The sequence below is a fragment of the Methanoplanus limicola DSM 2279 genome, from assembly GCF_000243255.1.
Lineage (GTDB): Archaea > Halobacteriota > Methanomicrobia > Methanomicrobiales > Methanomicrobiaceae > Methanoplanus > Methanoplanus limicola.
In genome coordinates this window covers 980769-1000851 of sequence record NZ_CM001436.1, presented here as the reverse complement: position 1 = coordinate 1000851, position 20083 = coordinate 980769, and the positions used below count along the sequence as shown (strand labels likewise).

At 43.9% G+C, this 20083-nt stretch carries 16 protein-coding genes and 1 tRNA gene; 5 read left to right on the top strand and 12 right to left on the bottom strand.

Going from position 1 to position 20083, the window contains the following annotated elements:
• Positions 1-74 precede the first annotated feature (74 nt).
• The gene (locus METLIM_RS04765; protein ID WP_004076797.1) at positions 75-3122 is read left to right on the top strand and encodes a VWA domain-containing protein; all 3048 of its coding nucleotides are present in this window, start codon (positions 75-77) and stop codon (positions 3120-3122) included.
• A gap of 20 nt (positions 3123-3142) precedes the next feature.
• Here METLIM_RS04765 and METLIM_RS04760 read toward each other — a convergent pair.
• The 4 genes from METLIM_RS04760 to METLIM_RS04745 form a co-directional block, all read right to left on the bottom strand.
• Positions 3143-3214 (bottom strand) — tRNA-Arg (locus tag METLIM_RS04760).
• 234 nt (positions 3215-3448) lie between these two features.
• The gene (locus tag METLIM_RS04755; RefSeq protein ID WP_004076796.1) at positions 3449-3883 is read right to left on the bottom strand and encodes a hypothetical protein; all 435 of its coding nucleotides are present in this window, start codon (positions 3881-3883) and stop codon (positions 3449-3451) included.
• Positions 3883-5184 carry a phenylacetate--CoA ligase family protein gene (locus METLIM_RS04750; protein WP_004076795.1) on the bottom strand — a complete coding sequence of 434 codons (1302 nt, stop codon included), beginning with the start codon at positions 5182-5184 and terminating at the stop codon, positions 3883-3885. Before METLIM_RS04750 ends, METLIM_RS04755 begins: the two co-directional genes overlap by 1 nt.
• Positions 5181-6473 carry a phenylacetate--CoA ligase family protein gene (locus METLIM_RS04745; protein WP_004076794.1) on the bottom strand — a complete coding sequence of 431 codons (1293 nt, stop codon included), beginning with the start codon at positions 6471-6473 and terminating at the stop codon, positions 5181-5183. The genes METLIM_RS04750 and METLIM_RS04745 overlap by 4 nt, the downstream gene beginning before the upstream one ends.
• A 185-nt stretch (positions 6474-6658) precedes the next feature.
• On the opposite strand from METLIM_RS04745, the gene METLIM_RS04740 reads away from it, so the two are divergent.
• The gene (locus METLIM_RS04740; RefSeq protein ID WP_004076793.1) at positions 6659-7459 is read left to right on the top strand and encodes an ABC transporter substrate-binding protein; all 801 of its coding nucleotides are present in this window, start codon (positions 6659-6661) and stop codon (positions 7457-7459) included.
• Positions 7460-7640: 181 nt separating this feature from the next.
• Here the strand turns inward: METLIM_RS04740 and METLIM_RS04735 are convergent, their stop codons facing one another.
• The 6 genes from METLIM_RS04735 to METLIM_RS04705 form a co-directional block, all read right to left on the bottom strand.
• Positions 7641-8003, bottom strand: a complete 363-nt coding sequence (locus METLIM_RS04735; RefSeq protein ID WP_004076792.1) for a response regulator — start codon at positions 8001-8003, stop codon at positions 7641-7643.
• Between the two features lie 51 nt (positions 8004-8054).
• A complete protein-coding gene (locus METLIM_RS04730; protein WP_004076791.1) occupies positions 8055-9722 on the bottom strand; it encodes a CHASE4 domain-containing protein in 1668 nt (555 codons plus the stop codon).
• A gap of 186 nt (positions 9723-9908) precedes the next feature.
• A complete protein-coding gene (locus tag METLIM_RS04720; RefSeq protein ID WP_004076790.1) occupies positions 9909-10577 on the bottom strand; it encodes an amino acid ABC transporter permease in 669 nt (222 codons plus the stop codon).
• Positions 10578-10588: 11 nt separating this feature from the next.
• Positions 10589-11338, bottom strand: coding sequence for an amino acid ABC transporter ATP-binding protein (locus METLIM_RS04715; protein WP_004076789.1), 750 nt, complete (start codon positions 11336-11338; stop codon positions 10589-10591).
• Between the two features lie 3 nt (positions 11339-11341).
• Entirely contained in the window at positions 11342-12025 is a 684-nt protein-coding gene (locus METLIM_RS04710) for an amino acid ABC transporter permease (RefSeq protein ID WP_004076788.1), read from the bottom strand.
• Between the two features lie 148 nt (positions 12026-12173).
• Complete coding sequence (locus tag METLIM_RS04705; RefSeq protein WP_004076787.1) at positions 12174-12977, bottom strand: ABC transporter substrate-binding protein; 804 nt, start codon at positions 12975-12977, stop codon at positions 12174-12176.
• Between the two features lie 260 nt (positions 12978-13237).
• On the opposite strand from METLIM_RS04705, the gene cas1 reads away from it, so the two are divergent.
• The gene (gene cas1 / locus METLIM_RS04700) at positions 13238-14173 is read left to right on the top strand and encodes a CRISPR-associated endonuclease Cas1 (protein WP_004076786.1); all 936 of its coding nucleotides are present in this window, start codon (positions 13238-13240) and stop codon (positions 14171-14173) included.
• Between the two features lie 44 nt (positions 14174-14217).
• On the opposite strand, the gene METLIM_RS04695 is transcribed toward cas1, so the two are convergent.
• The gene (locus tag METLIM_RS04695) at positions 14218-14544 is read right to left on the bottom strand and encodes an acylphosphatase (RefSeq protein ID WP_004076785.1); all 327 of its coding nucleotides are present in this window, start codon (positions 14542-14544) and stop codon (positions 14218-14220) included.
• Between the two features lie 184 nt (positions 14545-14728).
• Between METLIM_RS04695 and METLIM_RS15430 the strand changes: the two genes are divergently transcribed.
• The gene (locus METLIM_RS15430) at positions 14729-15241 is read left to right on the top strand and encodes a HEAT repeat domain-containing protein (RefSeq protein ID WP_004076784.1); all 513 of its coding nucleotides are present in this window, start codon (positions 14729-14731) and stop codon (positions 15239-15241) included.
• Between the two features lie 53 nt (positions 15242-15294).
• Here the strand turns inward: METLIM_RS15430 and METLIM_RS04685 are convergent, their stop codons facing one another.
• The gene (locus METLIM_RS04685) at positions 15295-15999 is read right to left on the bottom strand and encodes a thymidylate synthase (protein WP_004076783.1); all 705 of its coding nucleotides are present in this window, start codon (positions 15997-15999) and stop codon (positions 15295-15297) included.
• Between the two features lie 155 nt (positions 16000-16154).
• Here METLIM_RS04685 and METLIM_RS04680 point away from each other — a divergent pair, with 155 nt between their 5' ends.
• Positions 16155-20048, top strand: a complete 3894-nt coding sequence (locus METLIM_RS04680) for a DNA-directed DNA polymerase II large subunit (protein WP_048146215.1) — start codon at positions 16155-16157, stop codon at positions 20046-20048.
• Positions 20049-20083: the final 35 nt, after the last annotated feature.

Here is a 20083-nt window from a genome sequence, read left to right as displayed (position 1 = left end):
GAATTATATCCAAAAGATATATAGTCTGAAATTACTTATTTTTATCAATCTTATAGCTCTGTGGCTGAAATGTTATGAAATTCATTCCGATATTAATTTTCCTGATCTCATTTTCTCTCCTGTGCGGTCTCTCAGCGGCACTTGAGGAATCTGAAGTAGATATTACATCTGACAGCCAGTGGATAACTGCCGGCGGAAACGGCGCTGAAATAACTGTTGAGATTACAAACCTGAGTGTTTCTGTATCTTCAGTAGAGTTTTACTGTACTCAGCCGGAAATTTATGGTGAGCCGGATATAACATCTGACACATCATCTCCCTACAAAACAACATTCAGCTCTGTCAGAAGCGGAGAACCAACTATTGTTGCGGAAGTCAACTATACCGTGGATGATTCTGAATATTTTCTGTCAAAAATAATAACTCTTTATGTCGATCATTCCGTTCCTGACAGAATATCATATTTAAATTATGATTATGAATCTGAAGTCGGAAGTGAAATCGATATTTCGGTGCGGATGACCGATGCCTATGAGAATATCATTGACAGCAGGAGGGAAGATGCTGAGGGAACTTTGGCGGAATATATAACATTTTCATCTTCCGGAGGTACCTCAGGATTCTGGAACGGTGTTGATTATTCAGAGGATACAATTACAGAAACGGTGAGTTCAGACGGCTTTGTAAATGTAATATTCCTTATCTCTACAACACCGGGGGAGAATCTCATCAATATTGAACCCCCTGAACCACTAAGTCAGAACCTTATAGTCATAAATGGAATTTCAACGGCTCCGCCTGCGGTAATTGAATCTGCTGTCAGCCCGCATGCGGCAGACCCTCCTTACGTCCCCGCAGACGGCGAGACTCCGTTTACAGTTACGTATTTTCTATATGATCTCCATGGCAATCCTTCCGGCAACAGAACTGTCACCATAAGCTCATCAGATCCAAACGAAGATGACTTTACTCTGAGATCCAATTCTGCCGGCAGGATTAGTGTGACATACGGCCCCAAGAGCCAGAAGGGGCTGTTTACACTGACCGCAACATCGACAGACAATTCAAGTGCATCAGTCAGCAATGATCTCCTGTTTGACAGCACAGAACCTGTAAATATGCTCCTGACTGCAAATCCGGAGACTATGCCGAGTGTGGATGTCCTTCCTGATTCAAATTCACTGATCCGTGCAAAGGTTATTGACGAGAGGGGAAATCCGGTGAAGAACGAAATAGTTTCATTCTCCCTTGAAGATAAGACATACCCTGCGTACCAGGCTGAGGGTCCTCAGCTGCTTCAGACAACTGCCGAATCTGATGAATACGGGCAGGCGATAGTTGAGTTTATACCCGGAGAATTTGAGACTGCCTGGTCATCTCCGGATTTTAACGAACTTGCGGAGGCGAACTGCACAGTCACAGCCCACTGGGGCAATGTAAGCCGGACAATAAAGGTCGAATGGAAGAATTATCCGTATATCAGTGTTACAACTCTTGCAGAACCTGAAACTGTGGCAGTGAATGGCACTGTCGATGTGAGCGTGAGCATATATGGTGACGGGTATGCACTGACTCCTGATCCAATAGATGTGATGGTATCTGTTGATCGTTCCGGCAGTATGTTAAAGGATTATCCGGACAGGATGGTCTCTGCTATGTCAGCTCTCAAAACATTCAGTTCAGAGATGTCTGAAGGGCGTGATCAGGTTGGAATTGCCTCATTTGGTGTTTCCGGTTCGTCCAATATCTATTACTATGGTTATGATTACTGGGCCGGCCGTGACGACAGAAGTTCAGATGACGGCTCATACATAAGTTTATATTATCCTGGCAATGGTAAATATTACAGCAGTTATGCAACTGTCGATCTCTCACTTACTACTGACCGCTCTTCTTTTGACTATGAAGTGGACAGAATTGTCCCTATGAGCGGCACTCCGATGAGGAAGGGTCTGTACCTTGCCATAAAAGAGCTTGTTGATAACGGGAGAGCAGATGCAGTAAAGGGTGTAATTCTTCTCTCTGATGGCGATTATAACTACTATGGTGATCCGCTTGCAAGGGGTTATGCCGGTTATTACTATTATTATGGGTATAAATACTATTATTCCGGTCCCACATATTACGGCACCCTGACTGAGAATTATTATCCGTTTTCAGATCTCACATCAGCAGAGCAGAACCTTACAGTCTATGCAAATAACAACAATATTACAATATATTCAATAGCTTTTGCCGATTCCATTTCAACAGATGGAAAAGAAGTTCTCGAAAAAATAGCGGAATGCACGGGAGGTAAATACTACTATGCACCCACAGGTAATGATCTGGGGGCAATATATACAAGCATTGCAGGTGAACTTAAGACCGAGGCCGGTGTCAACACAACAATGCAGCTTGTATTTGACAACATTGAACTCAATAATGTGACTGTACCTAATACAGCGGAAGATCCCGTTATTGACTATGTCTATCTGGACGGTGTCTCAACGACGATTGAATCATGGAATTCGACGGCAACAATAATTCCTCTCTATACTGAAGATCAGACCCTGGACTGGGCAGATGATCAGAATCTGGACTTCAATGTCGGAACAATAAAACTTGGTCAGCACTGGGAGACCAGTTTCAGGCTTAAAATAATGAAGAGCGGCAACCTGAATATATTCGGTTCCGGCTCAACGATAAGCTTCAATAACGGAACAGATTATCTCTCCCTCCCCGCTACATATGTTACAGCGGTGGCTGACCTCAATTCTACAGGAATCACCTCTACAGAACTTGACATAGAAGAACTTACGGTCACATCCGGTGATATTGTAACTGACAGATTTGATCTCGGATGGAAGGTAAATTATTCCGGAAGTGAACAGGTGAGTCATAAAATATATTACCTCCGTGAGGGTGACGGCATCTGGCTGCCGTATAAAACACTCAGTGGTTTATCCGGGCCGCTTGTTGATTACACCAGTAGTGAAACCATAAATGTGTATGGAATGCCATCCGGAAATTACCTCTTCAGGGTAATAGCGTCTGCAACTGACGCTGCTGATGACTCAGAAACTGTTTCAGTCGGAATAGGTGTGGCTTCCGGCAATGTTTCGTATATTAAAATAGAATAAAAAAATTATATTTTTTTTAGCGGACCCAGCGGGAATCGAACCCGCGTCTTTGGGTTCGAAGCCCAAAAGGATATCCTCTACCCTATGGATCCGGGAAAGTGCCATAAAGTTTCGTAAATAATCCGGATTACACCTGCAAACGGAATTACCTTAACTAATATGATCTGATATCTGTTATATTTTGGCTTTTTCCTCTTCTGAAACAATATTTTGGGAGTGAATTATCCGTAAATTTTTATCAATAAACCGATTGACGAAAAAAAAGTTGATTGCAGAATTTCCGGCCGCATAGTTTCAAAAAGCAGAAATATCATCCAAATCCCGGATCAGGTGAACATCTCTGATTTAAGAAGATTTGCACCGTTATCAAGAAGGCGCCGGACTGCCTCTTCAGCCTGATCGACACGAAGGATCAGAACTGCCGCTTCCTTTCCGGAATATGCGTATGAGTATTCAATATTGATCTCACTTTTTGCAAGGATGTCTGCAATCTCGTACAGCCCGCCGGGGACATCGTGCATACTTACCGCAATTACATCTGTAAATGAGACCATGAACCCGATATTTACAAGTTTCTCAAGTGCTGCTTTTGGCTTGTCAACCAAAACCCTCACAACACCAAAACCCTTTGCCTCGGCAATTGAGAAAGCAAAGATATTGATCTTCTCTTCCTCCATAGCCTTTGCAATCGCTGCAAGTCTTCCCGGTTTGTTCTCTGAAAATACGGAAATCTGTTTGATTATATAATCCTCAGTATTCATTACATTACCCTCCTGTCAGTTACTCTCTTTGCCTTTCCTTCAAATCTTGGCAGTGCCCCCGGTGCAACGAGTTCTACACCGGCGGCGACATTGAGCTGATTTTTCAGCAGATGCGATACCTTGTTTCGTATATCCATTATATCCGATACTTTATCCGAAAAAGAGTCCGGATTTAACTCAACCTGCACAAGCATAGTATCAAGGGCACCTTTCCGGTCAACAATAATCTGGAAATGTCCTGATACTTCCGGAATTCCGAGCAGTGCATGCTCTACCTGTGACGGGAAGACATTAATTCCCCGGATGATAAGCATATCGTCCACACGCCCCTGAATGCGTTCTATTCTTGGATGAGTCCTGCCGCACGGGCATACAGATTCATCAAGGGAAGTGATGTCACCAATCCTGAACCTTATCATCGGCAGTGCCTCCTTCTGAAGGATTGTCATAACAAGTTCCCCTTTCTCGCCCGGAGGAAGCTGCTCTCCGGTTTCAGGATCGATAATTTCAGTATAGGCAATATCTCCCCAGATATGAATCCCGTTCTGCTCTGCACATTCGGTGAACATCGGACCTGAAAGTTCAGATGTGCCGTAGATGTTGTATGCCGAAATTCCCATCTGCTCCTGAATTCTCTGCCTCATCGTCTCTGACCAGGGTTCTGCCCCGAGAACTGCGGTTTTAAGGTTGGTATCGTTCTTAATTGATATGCCCATTTTTTCGGCTGTTTCTCCAAGGTGAACCATATATGATGGCGTGCAGGCGATGGCTGTAACTGATAAATCCTGCATAAGTTCAATCTGTCTCTCTGTATTGCCGACACTTGTAGGGACAACCGTTGCACCGATCTTCTCCGCACCGTAATGCAGACCAAGACCACCTGTGAAGAGGCCATAACCGTACGATACCTGCATGATGTCGCCCCGGCCAAGACCTGCTGCGGTGAGCGCCCTTGCAAGTGAGGTTGTCCAGATGTCAAGGTCTTTTTGCGTATAACCGACAACCGTCGGCTTGCCGGTTGTACCTGAAGATACGTGGTACCGTACCAGCTCTTCCTGGGGTGCGGTAAAGATCCTGTTTGGGTAATTGTCTCTTAAGTCACTCTTGTACATAAACGGCAGTTTTGTAATGTCTGCAAGTGACCTTATGTCATCCGGATGGACCTTCTGCTCATCCATTCTCCGGTGATAGAACTCTGAAAAGCTGTAAAGCCGGTAAACAAGTGTCTTTAAATGTCTGTACTGAAGTTTCTTCAGATCTGCTGCCGGCATCTCCTCAATTCTTGGGTCCCATATTTTCATATCTTATCCCCTCTCTTATCAATGACTCTCTTTGCCTTTCCTTCAAAACGGGGCAGTGATTCCGGTTCGACAAGGTTCACGCTTGTCCTTATATTCAGTGTCTCCCTTAACTGATGAATTATTTTCTTCTGAATTTTTTCAAGGTCAGATAGTTCACCGCTGAAATATTCTCTCTTTATCTCGGTGTCAATGGTCATCTCATCAAGGTGATTAACCCTGTCAACATACACCATAAACTGATCCCCTACTTCCGGAAGTGACTTCAGTACATGCTCAATCTGTGACGGAAATATGTTAATTCCGCGTATTACAAGCATATCATCGCTTCTCCCGGTAATCCTTGCAATCCTGTCTCCTCTTTTGCAGGGGCATTCGTCATCAATGATATATGTGATGTCGCCCGTTCTGTATCTTATAAGCGGCATCGCCTCTTTTACAAGCGGAGTTACGACCAGTTCACCCTTCTCTCCGGGAGAGAGGCTCTCTCCGGTCTCAGGATCAATTATCTCAATTAAGTAAGAGTCATGCCAGAAATGAAGCCCGTCCTTTTCGGGACACTCAAATGCAGCGCCCGGGCCGTACATCTCACTCATGCCGTATGAATCATAGGCGGTGACGGCAAGCTTCTCCTCAAGGGTCTTTCTCATATTCTCAGACCACGGTTCAGCACCAAACATTCCGGTTTTAAAGCTCTCAAGCTTTGTCCCCATCTGTTCTGCAACCTCGGCGAGATGGAGCGCATAACCGGGAGTGCAGTGCATTGCGGTGACGCCAAAGTCATCGATCATCTCGATCTGGCGTTTTGTATTTCCCGTGCCGCTTGGAATTACTGTCATGCCGACTTTCTCTGCACCGTAGTGAAATCCAAGTCCGCCTGTAAAAAGACCATAATTCACTGCGTTCTGAAATGTATCCTCGTCAGTAAGGCCGACCATTGTCATATTTCTGGCAATAAGTTCAGACCAGTTTTCAAGGTCTTTTCTGGTATATCCGACTACAGTTGGTTTTCCGGTAGTGCCGGATGTGGTATGTATCCGGACAATCTCCTTTTTAGGGACAGCAAAAAATCCAAACGGATATCCGGACTGCAAATCCTTTTTTGTGGTAAAAGGAAGTTTTACAATATCTTCCTTCCTTCGAATGTCGTCTGCATAAATTCCTGCGTCATTAAGGAGTTTTTTGTAAAATGGAACTTTTTGTGCCTGTTTTACCGTCCACCTGAGGTGCCTTGCCTGGAGTCTGTCAAGGTCATCTCCGGTGAGCGTCTCCATCTCTTTGTTCCAGTACATATCTATAGTATGTTATGCTTTAGCATGGCATGAATATTTTGTTATTCCGTTAAAGGCGTTATCACAAACTCTTAACGTACAGGATTTTACACCTTTTTTAATCTGATGCAGCTGATCTATCTGCCGCGCCCGTTACTGCGAACAAATTCATAACCGATATATTCTTCTCTACCCTAAATTACATTATGGACAGAAAGTTTACTACTGTTTTTATGCTCGCGCTTGCTGTAATGGCAGTTGCCATTGCAGGTTGCACCGGTGCGGATGAGACAGTTCCTGTTGTAGAGAAAGTGACAATTATTGATGTCAAGTACATTGTCGGAATTGACGGCGAATATCCTCCGTACTCATACATTGACAAAGACGGAAACCCCACAGGTTTTGATGTTGAGTCAATTAAATGGATTGCTGATAAGAAAGGTTTCGATGTTGAGATTCAGCCAATGGCATGGGACGGTATTATTCCGGCACTTCAGGCAGGAAAGATTGACATGGTCTATTCAGGAATGACAATCACAGACGAGAGACTTGAGAAAGTAAACTTCTCAAAGCCATACTGGGTTGCAAATCAGGCAGTTGCTGTAAGGGCAGACTCTGAAATAACACTTGATGACTATAAAGCCGGAAAGGTTGTCTGCGGTGCACAGAGAGGTTCAACAGCAGCAGAGTGGATTGAAACAAACCTCATTAAGACAGAACTTATGCCTGAGGATAACCTCAAACTCTATGACAATTTCCCACTTGCAGTTTCAGATCTTGAAAACAAGAGAATTGATGCAGCAATGTACGATACTCCGGTAGTAAAGGACATTATCGCTGAAAAGGATGATGTTGTCATGCTCGGTACAATTCAGACAGATGAAGAGTACGGAATTGCTGTCCGGAAGGACGATGTAAGACTTCTTAACGCACTCAATGACGGTCTTGATATGCTTATGGCAGACCCATACTGGAAAGAACTTATTGAGAAGTATAAACTTGCCTGAGATATTCAGGTTTAATCATCTTTTTTTGTAAATTTCCGGTTTGAACAGTCAGTTTCTGTTTTTATAGCCGGAATTTCCTATGAAACAGTGCACTGTTTCATTCATCATCTGTTAACCAGCTGGTTCATGAGTGACTTTTTTGATACAGATTTACTCAGATTGCTTATATCCCGCACTATTACTAAATATATCCGGATATATGCCGGATCAGATCTTTGATCTCGAAGGGTTTTTTAAGAAATTCTGAGTTGCTGATCTCTTCAGTTCTCTTCACTGTAGCCGCTTCAGTGCTTGCCGAAGTGAATATTATCGGGATATCTATTCCGCTTTTCCTGATTTTCTCAGCAGCCTCAATGCCGTCACCTTCACCGGCAAGGCGTATGTCCATCAGGATTAAATCCGGTTTAAGAGCTATGGCTGTTTCATACGCCTCTTTAGATGAAATTACAGGGCCTATACCCTCATGACCCATAATTTCGGTTACGACCGTCCTTATAAATTCCCCAATCAGATCTTCGTCTTCAACAATCAGAATTCGTCTCATTTGAATCAGAGTTATGTGAACTATTCTTTATTCCCTTGGATTTTTATGTGATTATTGCTTCGGGTTATGGGAGTGTTCTTCATCCGTTCCGATCTTTTTAAGTGATATCAACCAGCATGTCCCTGTTTCGGACCGGATATTTTCCATCGTTCCGGATAACTGTTTTGTAATGATATTTTTGGCAAAATTGATCCCAAAACTGAACTCTTTGCCCTCTGGATTTCCGATTCCTGTTCCGTCATCCTTTACTTTTATTATAATCCCGGAATTGCTCTTTTTGATATCTATATCAATCCTGCCTCCTTTTTGATCAAAGGCATGTTCGGTTGAGTTCTTAATCAGTTCATACAGAGCAGTGCTTAGAGGAATTGCATATGAGAGATCGGTCTCGAATTCATCGCCGGTTATCTGAACGGATATCTTCTCTCGCTTCTCTTCGGACATGCCTTCCATGATAAGGTTTGCCAGATCGAAGAGATGACTCTTAAAGAGCAGAGTTTTTCTCTCCTCTTTTCTGTAGAGATCATCGTGGATCATTCCGAGATATTTGATCCTTCCGGTTGCATCATTAATTACTTCAAGTGCCTCAGGATCTTTTATTTTAAGTGACTTTATTCCGAGGAGGCTTATTATGTACTGAAGGTTGTTTTTAACTCTGTGGTGGAGTTCTGCAATAAGTTCTGATTTCTTCAGGAGTGTCCTGTTCAGTTCACGGTTCTTCTCCTCAAGATGCTGCACATTTCTCTGTATTGTTTCAAGCAGGATGTTTCCGGAGTCTGAGATTAATGATATTTCATCGTCATGCTCATCTTTAAGACGTGACTCATAATCTTTTGTGCTTGCTATTCTTTTCAGTTCATAAGAGACTGATTCAAGTCTTCTGGTAAATAATGATTCAAAAGTTATATTCAGGATTATAACGACTGCTGCACAGAGAATAAGTACATATCCTGAGAAGAATGTCACTGTACTAAGACCTAAAGCGAATAAATCCCTGCTGTCAGTAACTGTAAGCACTGCAACCGGCCTGTCGCTGATGTCAGATATCATTGATTTGACATAGATCTCCTCCTCATCTGGTCCATATGAAATGAGGCGTGAATTCATGCCGTTAATTTCAGGGTATTCCCTGTTCAGACCCGTAATTCCGGTTAATTCCAGTTCAATATTGATCTCATCTGAGATTTCACTGAGATATTCTCCGGATACCTCCTTTGTCATAACAAGTATTCCCTTTGGAGTTCCGTCCATATTGCTTGTCAGAACCGGATTTATAGATACAATGTGGAGGTTACCATCTGCCTCCATGAATCCGGCGATGCCCTCTGACGGATCAGGACCTTTTACTGAAATATGCTCTTTGATTGAATCTAAAAGCCCTTTTGGAATATTGGTGAATTCATCATCATCCAGATTATAATATTCTCCATAAAATAGTGTGCTGTTTAGGTCAAAATAGAGGATTGAATTGATTTTGAGGTTATAATATGTGGAGTCAACAAAATTCTCTCCGATGAATTCTGTGTTTTTATCATCCATAAAATAGTATGATGAATCCCAGAATGCCCAGTCTTTATTTATTCTGTCAACATCAGATATTTTGTAATAGATATAGTTCTCTGCTCTCTCTGAATTATCTATGGCCTCATGTTCTTCGATATTGAAGAGGCCGTTAAGCACTATTATGTAAGTTCCGGCAATAAGGCCCAGAATAAGCACAAGGGCTACAATAAGAGTGATCAGATTTATCTTGTTCTTAATTTTTATTACAATCCCTCTGTTCAGATATTTATCGGAATGGATTTAATATGCAGCCATTCAGCATCAATCTGTAGCTAATAATATGAATAATCTGTCCGTATATAGAGATTTATTTAATCACTGAAAAAATTAATGATTAATTTTTCAGCGCCCGCTGGTTCCGGGTATTGCATACTTCTTTTCAAGCATATTTGCACCGAATGTTGTTATAGTCACAAGCAGAAGATAGACTGCACCGACCATTATAAATGCCTCATTGTATGCGAAATATTTTGTAGCCACAAGTTTTCCTGCACCTGTAAGCTCTATTACTGTGAGCATATATGCAAGTGACGAATATTTTATCAGGTAGATGAATTCATTGGATAGTCCGGGAATTGCTCTTCTGAGTGCCTGTGGGAGTACAATATTTACAATTACCTGCCTTTCTGTCATGCCGAGCGCTCTTGCGGCAATCAACTGACCTTCCCGTATCGATTTCATCGAACCGCGGATATACTCTGAACTGTAAGCTGAATTGCACAGTATAAATCCGGTTATTGATGCCACAAAGGCAGTGAGTGTGATGCCGACTGAAGGCAGGCCGAAGTACAGAATAAACAGCAGAAGTAAAAGCGGGCACCCTTTGATGAATGTGACATAGGCCTTGCAGAAGATTACTGTATAACGCCCCCCGTATGTCCTCCCTACAGCAACTCCTATTCCTCCAAGGAGTCCGAAAGGTGCGGACAGCGCAATGAGCTGAAGCGTAATTACAAGTCCGCCGATCAGTGCCGGCATCAGAATTTCTGCAATAAATGTCATCTGGTCCATTTATACCTCCCTTAGTATCCGCTATTAAACTGCCCGATAAAACTCTTTGTCCTCTCGGATTTAGGATTGTTCATGATCTCTTCAGGTGTGCCCTCCTCAAGGATCTTTCCTTCTTCCATAAATATAATCCTGTTCGCAACCGATTGTGCAAATCCCATCTCGTGGGTTACGACAAGCATTGTCATCCCGTCTTTTGCCAGCTTCTTCATGACCTCCAAAACCTCCCTTGTGAGTTCAGGATCAAGTGCCGATGTCGGTTCATCAAAGAGTATTACATCAGGATCCATTGCAAGTGCACGTGCGATTGAGACCCGCTGCGCCTGACCTCCGGAAAGTTCCGCAGGATAATGATCTGCCCAGTCTTCCATTCCGACCTGGCGGAGTTCATTCATGGCTTTCTCTCTTGCCTCATCGGGTTTCATCCCGCGTACTTTGATTAAGGCGATCTCAACATTTCTGATTGCCGTTAAGTGGTCAAAGAGGTAAAAATTCTGAAAGACCATACCGATCTTCTGCCTGAAATTATTTATTCTCTTCCCGGAATTTGTGACCTCTTCACCATTAAGAAATACTCTCCCTTTTTCTGGTGGTGTAAGCTGGTTTATGCACCTTAATAAAGTACTCTTGCCTGTACCCGAAGATCCTATGAAGACGATCGTCTCACCTTTTTTTACATCGAGTGAGACGCCTTTTAATACTTCATTATTTCCGTATTTTTTATGAATATCTTCTATTCTAAGGATATAATCATTGTCTGACATAATTTATACTTCCCCGCTGTTTCCGCCAAAACCAGGTATCGCCAGCCTGTTCTCAAGTATGTAGAGTCCTTTCATACCTGCATAATTTAATAGGATGAATACTCCGGCGCAGGCAATGTAGATTGGCATTGTAAGGTATGTCTGTGAGACTATCTGTGAGGTTCTTGTGATTAATTCCATTACACCGATGGCATAGCAGACTGCTGAATCTGTGAGAATATTCGGATATTCATTTGACCATCCCGGAAGTGCAATTCGTACTGACTGAGGCAGAATTATTGATTTTATAGCTGTAAATCTGCTCATTCCAAGTGATCTTGCGGCTGTCATCTGCCCGTCGCTTATCGACTGAATAGCTCCTCTGAATATCTGCGACTGATATGCGGCCCCTCTGAGCCCAAGCACTGTTGCTCCGACGAAAAACGCCGGCATATCTCCAAGTCCAATTGCAGGGAAGAGACCGAAGTAAAACAGAAAGAGAAGAACAAGAACAGGAAGGCCCCTGAAGAACCATACATAAACGCCTATTGCGGCCCTGACCGGCCATTTTGAATATACCTGTCCGAGTGCCATCGGCAGACCAAGAAGAACACCTATTCCAAGTCCTGCGGCGACAAGGCCCATTGTGACAATTATTCCGGATAGGAGATACGGCAGCCAGTCTATTAGTATAGATATTGCATCCATGCCCGATTATTCCCGGTACCAAAACTGATAGCTATAATTCCGGTACAACATTATCTCTGTTTTTTACCTAATACTTATTTATTCTGCCGATTTCGGACAGATTTTTATTTAGTTATATTTTTAAAAAAGTTAAGTTTGATTTTTACGGTTAAAGGCCGTATTTTTCCTTAAGCTCAGTCCACTTCTGATCCTTGTGAAGTTTTGCAAGGCCGTTGTTGATTGTTTCGAGAAGTGCTACGTCGTCCTTTCTGATTGCGACTCCATACTCCTCTCCTGTGTCAATCTCGCCTGTTATGTGGATTGGCTTCTCTTCGATTGCTGCAATCATTGAAGGTCTGTCATAGATTGCTGCGTCAATTCTCTTGTTTTTAAGGTCCTCGATGACAAGCGGGAAGTTGTCATATGTCTTGAGATTTTCTGCCGGAATCAGGCCTTTATTTACGAGGTTCTCCTCAGCCCAGATCTGTCCTGTTGTTCCTCTCTGTGCACCTACAATAAGCTCTCCTGCCTTAAACTGATCAAGTGTGAATTCATTGTCATCATGCACTGCAACGGACTGGTTGATCTTCAGGTACGGAATCGAGAAGTTCACTTTCTCAAGTCTCTCGTCTGTGATTGTCATTCCTGAATAGACCATGTCAATCTTTCCTGCCTGAAGTGCCGGAATAATACCGTCCCATGCGATCGGCTTTATCTCTACTTCAAAGCCCATGTCATCAGCGATCCACTGAACTGATTCGACATCAAATCCGGTTGCGCCGCCGTCTTTATCAATTAATGAGTAAGGAGGATATTCTCCGTCAATACCAACTACATAGACCGTTTTTTCCTCTGCTGTCCCGGACTGTCCGGAATCTCCGGTTTCGGCAGGTGCATTACCGGTACATCCGGAGAATGCAACTGCTGACACAGCTAACAGAATAAGAAGTATTCCATAAACCTTTCTGTTCATAAGAAGATGATTGGTTAAATATTAATATATCTTTTATGACTTGAGTTTCTGACAGTTGATCCGGGATATGACAACTTTAAATGTTCTAATCTGAGTAAGGTGTCCGGCATGAGAGATTCACCCGTCTGCTCTAATCCTGCCTCTCATATACAGCCGGCAGTTTCTCTCTCCTCCTCAATTCTCCGGGCATAAACGATTAATTAATCTGTCTGCCGGAATAGACATAAGTAGATACGATTATTGTGTGGAATCTGTGAATTATGGAGAAAGTTACAATACCCTGGCACTCGGTTTTTGGATTTGGGGCACATATTAAAGCTTCGTCCACAACCCTTTCTATCCGGCAGAAGAGTGATCTCAGGGAAATCCCTCTTGAAAAGGTTGGTCATCTCCTCCTGGTGGGCGGGCATAATCTGCATACTTCCGCAGTATCCAATCTTCTGAAACAGAAATCCTCAATATCATTTTTTGATGCAGATGCATCTCCACTGGGTATTCTCAGCCCTTATGGTGATGAAAGCCGCGAAAATATGGAGAATTTTCAGAGGAAAACGCCTGTTTATCACGCAGCTTCTGAGATTGTCCGCTCTTCACTCAAATCAAGGATGAATCTCATTGATGAGGTTATGAGGGAAGCCGGGCGGGTTTTATTTTATGAAGGAGAACACGAACTATTCCTGAAATCACTTGAAGATGTTGACTATCTTGTAAAGATAGAAGAACTCCGCAGGCTTCACAGGCTTGTCTCAGATATGTATTATGAGGTCGTATCAAGGGGAATTAACCCGGTTCATGGCTTTAAGAGACGCACAAAAAGGCCCCATAATGATCCTGTGAATGCTATGCTCTCTATAGGTTATGCTATGCTTTTTGGTAATGTCAGTCTCTCTGTTGCAGGCTCTTATCTAAGCCCGGACCATGGTGTTCTCTCAGAGGGCACAGGTTCGCTCGTGAATGATATAATGGCTCCTTTAAAGTCAGGTATGGTGGATTCTGCTGTTTTCAGGGTTTCAAGGGAATATCTGAACCCGGATCATTATGAGCTCAGCACAAAAAGATGTCATTTAAAGGACGACCTGCTGGCAGTTCTCTCAGACTGCCTTCATAAATCAATAGACCAGAAGAGAATTGATTTTACAGTCTCTTCATATGTGGATCATCTGGTGAAAAAAACCCCTTTCAGAGTTTATTACTGAATTTCGGCAGTGAATTTATTTTTTTTATTTTGTTCAGAAAAGATTCATTTTTTCCGGATTATTGAAAAATCACAAAATGTTCTCAGTCCGGTTTCCCTGGATTCTATCTCACGTACATGCGCTCTTGGGCATTCATAGAGTGTAGATAATAATTTTTCTATGATTACACCCTCCCCTGTCACAATCAGGTATACTCTTCCGTCTTCGATATTCATAACTTCCCCGGTAAGTGACAGATGGGCTGCAATTTTTTTGACACATGCCCTGAAACCAACACCCTGTACTTTCCCGGAGATATATGCTTCAACTGTTAATGTTCTTTCATTTCTGGTTTCTGGCTCCTGAAAACCATACAATTCGGAGACCATCATATAGGGTATTCTCAGCAAAGAGTAATTAATTCTCCCATAATTTTCTGCACATCCTGGAGGTTAAGGTTTCGTTGAACCCGCTGGAAGCGCGATAACTAAAACGTGGTGTAGCTGACCTCATGCAGAATCTCATGCAGTGCATAAACTGTATATTTATTCTTGTTATATGACTAAATTCTCTGATATGGCTGATAAAAAAAATGTGGATGAGCTGATTAGGAGACTTCAATGCGGTACACTTGATGAGAAGAGAAGTGCAGTCTCTCTTCTGGCAGATATGGGTGAAGAATGCCTTCCTTTGGTTATTGATGCATTTCTGGAGACCGATAATAATGATTTCAGGTGGTATGCGGCAAATGTTTTAGCATCAGTTGGTGAACCTGCAATTCCTTTACTTGTAAAAATTCTGAACGATTATGAGGACGATAGTGTCCGGAAATATGCAGTATCTGCCCTTGGAACCATTGGCGAACCTGCTATAGAGGCACTGCTCTCATTTTTTGTTACAGGTGATGCGAAAATGAGGGGCTATGCTTCACTTGCCCTGATTAAAATCGGAGAGCCTGCTATCGAACCCCTCAGTGAGTTTATCGAATATTCAGATGATGTTGCTCACAGGTGCGCTCTTCTGACACTGCAGAGAATTGGCATAGACAGGCCCGAAGAAGTTGAATCTGTAATTGATACTTACAGATGATATTCTGATTGTACGTGTTGTTTTCCGGAATTTTTCCGGGAAGAAAGCATTTTTTATTTCATCTTTTCAGGGATGTCTTTCAAACCAAGACCTCTTATATATCTGCTGAGTTCTTCATAGTCGCGCTCATGGTATATGTGTGCAGAGACTGACGTATGGGAGTACCATCCCGTACCTGCGTCAAGCCTCTCTGCGATCATCTTCTGGAGGTTTACAAGGGCATACATATTTGCGCCGAGTGCTGAGAGCATGTCGTTTGAGCGGAACTCCACATGCATATTCAGATTATTGTCACGCAGAAGGCACTGTATTCTCTGGAGGCATGGCGGATTACCGGATTTGGTATCTTTCGGAGGGAACCATGTTATGCCGAGTGCACGGCGGGAATTTGGCTCTTCCTTCAGTTTTTGTACAATATATTCTATCTGGTCAATTCCCTTTTTATCTCCGTCTCCCAGGTAATTTTCCCCGTCTTTTACAGGGTGGTCGAAGAGGCGGTCATGGTATGTATAAGCAAATTCGCTCTCTGTTCCGTGCAGGAGATCATGGACATACTGCTTCATCGCGCCCTCTCCAAACATATTGTACGGGCTTATCATGTATTCCTCAAACGGATCTCTGACGTGAATATTGAGCGGTTCTGGCAGTTCTATCGTCTTTTCCCCGTCTTCGGTCAGAAGGCAGCAACCGTGTTTCAGTATTGTCTTTATCGCCTCTTCATGCCCTTTGCCTATAGAAAACGCCCTGATATTAAACATATTGATAAAATCTCCCTGTTGTGAACTGCATCATTTTGGTACAGTTCCGGATATCTATTTGATCTTTTTTCTGAAGATAATTATCTTCTCCGTCTTCCGGTGTTGTTGTGCCGGATGCACTAACATTAATGAAATGATCTGCCAATATTATGGTTATGCAGGCATCACCGGAGATGGAGAGTTATTTCAAATCACTTGAGGATGACCTCTATAAGGCCATCGAAATAGCAAAACAGGCAAGGAAGGTCGGAATTGATCCCGCGCTTGATGTTGAAATTCCGGTGGCGAGCGACCTTGCCGACAGGGTGGAGGCACTTTTGGGGTATCCGGGCGTTGCCAAAAGACTTAGGGAACTTGGGGAGGAGATGTCCAGGGAAGAGGTCTCCTTAAAGATAGGTGATGATTTTATTGCCAGAAGGTTTGGTGAGGAGACAAAGGAGGAGATCCTCGACCATGCCATACGTACATCAATGGCCCTTCTTACCGAAGGTGTTGTGGCCGCACCTACGGAAGGTATCGGTAAGATTGCCGTCGGGAAAAATGATGACGGGACCGAATATTTAAAGATCTATTATGCTGGGCCTATCCGTAGTGCGGGTGGAACAGCGCAGGCCCTCTCTGTTCTTGTCGGGGATTATGTCAGAAAAGGTCTTGGCATCGGCCGATATATCCCAAGGAATGAGGAGGTTGAGAGATATGTCGAGGAGATTAAGAAGTACAACTCTATCTCAAGCCTTCAGTATATGCCTTCAGATGATGAACTCAGGCATATCATCAGGAACTGCCCTGTCTGTATTGAGGGCGAACCTACCGAACGTGTTGAGGTCTCCGGATACAGGAATCTTGAGAGAATTGAGACCAATACTGTAAGGGGCGGTATGGGTCTTGTTGTGGCTGAAGGTCTTGCGCTGAAGGCCCCTAAAATCCAGAAAACTGTGCGCAAGGTAAAAATGGAGGGCTGGGAATGGCTTGATGATATCATATCCGGGTCATTCTCGTCAGCGCCCTCAGGCGGTGAGGAGGAGAAGGATGAAGAAGAAGAGGCTGACTCCTCAAAGAAGTGCAAAATCAAGCCGAAGGACAAGTACATCCGTGACCTTGTCGGCGGCAGGCCTGTATTTTCCTACCCACTAAGGCCAGGCGGCTTCAGGCTGAGATATGGCCGTTCAAGAAATACCGGGTTTGCTGCCGCAGGGTTTAACCCGTCAGGCCTGCATCTGCTCGGCAACTTTTTGGCGGTGGGCACACAGATGAAGGTTGAGCGTCCCGGCAAAGCCTGTGGTGTTGTTCCGGTTGATTCCATAGAAGGTCCGACTGTCAGGCTTTATTCCGGAGAGGTTCTGAGGGTTGATGACATACCAACAGCAATTAAACTTGAGAAAAGTGTTGAGAGAATTCTTGATGTCGGGGAAATTCTGGTCTCTTATGGCGAGTTTCTTGAGAATAACCATACTCTTATTCCGTCTGCATACTGTCATGAATGGTGGGTGCTTGAAGGTGGTAAAGAGCGCCCTGTTTCCGGCAGGCAGGCCATTGATATGGTACTTGAAGGGGCGTATCTTCACCCTGACTTTATGTATATATGGGATGATCTGACTGCGGCTGACATTCTTGAGCTTTCAGATATTGTATCCGGTTTTGGTAATATGTCCGGTGATACTCTCACCCTGCCCAACAATGCACGGACAAAGGAGCTGCTGGAGCTTTTGCTCCTGCCCCATAAAGTTCTCTCCGGAAATCTGGTCATTTCGGATGCAGCAGTTCTTACTGCATGCCTCGGGCTTGACGACAGCCTGAACAGAAAGGAATTTCCGGGTGGGGAATATCCTGAAGATCCTCTTGAGCTTGTCTCATATCTCTCCGGATTTAAGGTGAGGTCAAAAGCCGGGACACGGATAGGCGGCAGGATGGGAAGACCTGGCAAGTCAAAGGAGAGGAAGATGAATCCTGCGCCCAATGTGCTGTACCCTGTCGGAAATGAGGGCGGTTCGAGGAGATCTTTTCAGCAGGTTGCAAAATCAAAAGATAACCGTGACGGTGGTTTTATCACCGCCGAAGTAGGCCTGAGGAGATGCCCCTCCTGTGGTTTTCGGACGTATATTAATATCTGTGAGTGTGGCACACATACTGAGCCGGTTTATGTCTGCCCAAGATGCCGCCATGATGTCGTAAAGGGCGTATGTCCGGTATGCGGGGTTGAAGGTGTCTGTGCACAGACTATTACCATTAATGTAAAGAATGAGTATGACCGTGCATTAAAGGCGCTCGGTATGCGTGATTCCGAACTTAAACTTGTAAAGGGCGTAAAGGGCCTGATGTCAAAGGAGAGATGTGTTGAGGCACTGGAGAAGGGAATTTTAAGAGCCAGACAGGACCTTTATGTCTTTAAGGACGGCACACTTCGGTATGATATGATTGACCTTCCCCTCACCCAGATAATCCCGCGTGAGATCGGGGTCAGTTACCAGAGGCTTTTAGAACTTGGATATACCCATGATGTCTATGGTAAGCCCCTTGAATCTGACGAACAGATTCTTGAGCTTAAATGCCAGGATATTTTAGTATCTGAGCATTGTGGAGAGTGGCTCATCAAGGTCTCAAAGTTTGTTGATGAAATGCTCGAGAAAGTCTACGGTATGGAGCCGTATTATAATGCCTCCAGGAGAGATGATCTTGTAGGATCCCTGCTGATGGGCCTTGCACCTCATACCAGTGCAGGTGTGCTGGTGAGGCTTATTGGCTTTACAAAGGCACTTGTTGGCTATGGACATCCGTTCTTTCATGCTGCAAAGAGGAGGAACTGTTTTCAGGGTGATACTAAACTTACGGTCTATGATGGTCAGAGATGGGATACTCTTCCGATAAAGAAATTTGTCCTTGAAAATTTTGATGTAAGCTGCAAATCCGTTGACTGTGTGGGGACATATTATTCAGACCCTGTAAAGCCATACTGGGTTCGGGCTGTCGATGTGAACGGGAATGTCAGGATGAGGCAGGTCACCTCGGTTTCCGTTCATAAATCCCCGGACACTCTTCTTTATTTTGAGACTCAGCGCGGCAAAAATATTATGGTGACACCTGAGCATTCGATGCTTGTCTCTGATCTTAATTACCAGAGGAAGATTAAGGCGCTTGAGTTAAAGGAGGGCGATTATATTCCCGGTTTTGAAGGCGGGGCCATGATTCCGGATATGATTGTCAAAAGAGAGCCGGTTGTCAGTGCTGATGATTATGTTTACTGCCTGACAGTCTCTGAGGACCACACTGTCGAGGTGAACGGGATCTTTACCGGACAGTGTGACGGTGATGAGGACTGCGTGATGCTCCTTCTGGACGGGCTTATCAACTTTTCACGGTCTTTTCTGCCGGAAACAAGGGGCGGATCGATGGATGCCCCTCTTGTTCTGACCCGGAGAATAGACCCGGCTGAGGTTGACAAGGAGAGTCATAACGTAGATGCCTGTCCTTCTTATCCGCTTGAGCTGTATCTCGCCGGCCTTGATTATGTGCACCCTAAGGATCTTGAGAAGATTGTTGACCATGTTGAGCTTCGTATTGGTAAACCTGAACAGTACGAGGGGATTATGTTTACACATAACACAACTGATATCTCAGCCGGTCCTCTGATCTCTTCATATAATACACTTCATTCTATGGTTGATAAACTTGAGGCTGAACTTGAACTGGGCAGAATTATCCGTGCTGTGGATGAGGATGATGTTGCCGAGAGGGTTTTGAATACTCATTTTATCAGGGATATAATGGGAAATCTGAATTCATATTCCAGGCAGAAGGTCAGATGCACGAAATGCAATTCAAGTTACAGGAGGATGCCTCTTGCAGGGAAATGCACGAAGTGCGGCAATAAGCTCATCGCCACCGTTCATGAGGGTTCGGTTAAGAAATACCTCCATATGTCGCTTAAGATGTGTGAAGATTACAAAGTTTCTGCTTATACCCGGCAGAGAGTTGAGGTGCTGAATATGGCGGTTATCTCAACGTTTGGTGAGCCGCCTGAGAAGCAGCTTGGTCTTGCTGATTTTATGTGACTGCCGGGGGTTTGGTATATTTCCGGATGGCTACA

Coding starts and splice junctions, on each gene's coding strand:
- METLIM_RS04685 (WP_004076783.1), bottom strand. CDS start 15,999: ATGTTTAATATCAGGGCGTTTTCTATAGGCAAAGGGCATGAAGAGGCG.
- METLIM_RS04695 (WP_004076785.1), bottom strand. CDS start 14,544: ATGATGGTCTCCGAATTGTATGGTTTTCAGGAGCCAGAAACCAGAAAT.
- METLIM_RS04715 (WP_004076789.1), bottom strand. CDS start 11,338: ATGTCAGACAATGATTATATCCTTAGAATAGAAGATATTCATAAAAAA.
- METLIM_RS15430 (WP_004076784.1), top strand. CDS start 14,729: ATGGCTGATAAAAAAAATGTGGATGAGCTGATTAGGAGACTTCAATGC.
- METLIM_RS04710 (WP_004076788.1), bottom strand. CDS start 12,025: ATGGATGCAATATCTATACTAATAGACTGGCTGCCGTATCTCCTATCC.
- METLIM_RS04705 (WP_004076787.1), bottom strand. CDS start 12,977: ATGAACAGAAAGGTTTATGGAATACTTCTTATTCTGTTAGCTGTGTCA.
- cas1 (WP_004076786.1), top strand. CDS start 13,238: ATGGAGAAAGTTACAATACCCTGGCACTCGGTTTTTGGATTTGGGGCA.
- METLIM_RS04755 (WP_004076796.1), bottom strand. CDS start 3,883: ATGAATACTGAGGATTATATAATCAAACAGATTTCCGTATTTTCAGAG.
- METLIM_RS04735 (WP_004076792.1), bottom strand. CDS start 8,003: ATGAGACGAATTCTGATTGTTGAAGACGAAGATCTGATTGGGGAATTT.
- METLIM_RS04720 (WP_004076790.1), bottom strand. CDS start 10,577: ATGGACCAGATGACATTTATTGCAGAAATTCTGATGCCGGCACTGATC.
- METLIM_RS04745 (WP_004076794.1), bottom strand. CDS start 6,473: ATGTACTGGAACAAAGAGATGGAGACGCTCACCGGAGATGACCTTGAC.
- METLIM_RS04740 (WP_004076793.1), top strand. CDS start 6,659: ATGGACAGAAAGTTTACTACTGTTTTTATGCTCGCGCTTGCTGTAATG.
- METLIM_RS04750 (WP_004076795.1), bottom strand. CDS start 5,184: ATGAAAATATGGGACCCAAGAATTGAGGAGATGCCGGCAGCAGATCTG.
- METLIM_RS04680 (WP_048146215.1), top strand. CDS start 16,155: ATGCAGGCATCACCGGAGATGGAGAGTTATTTCAAATCACTTGAGGAT.
- METLIM_RS04765 (WP_004076797.1), top strand. CDS start 75: ATGAAATTCATTCCGATATTAATTTTCCTGATCTCATTTTCTCTCCTG.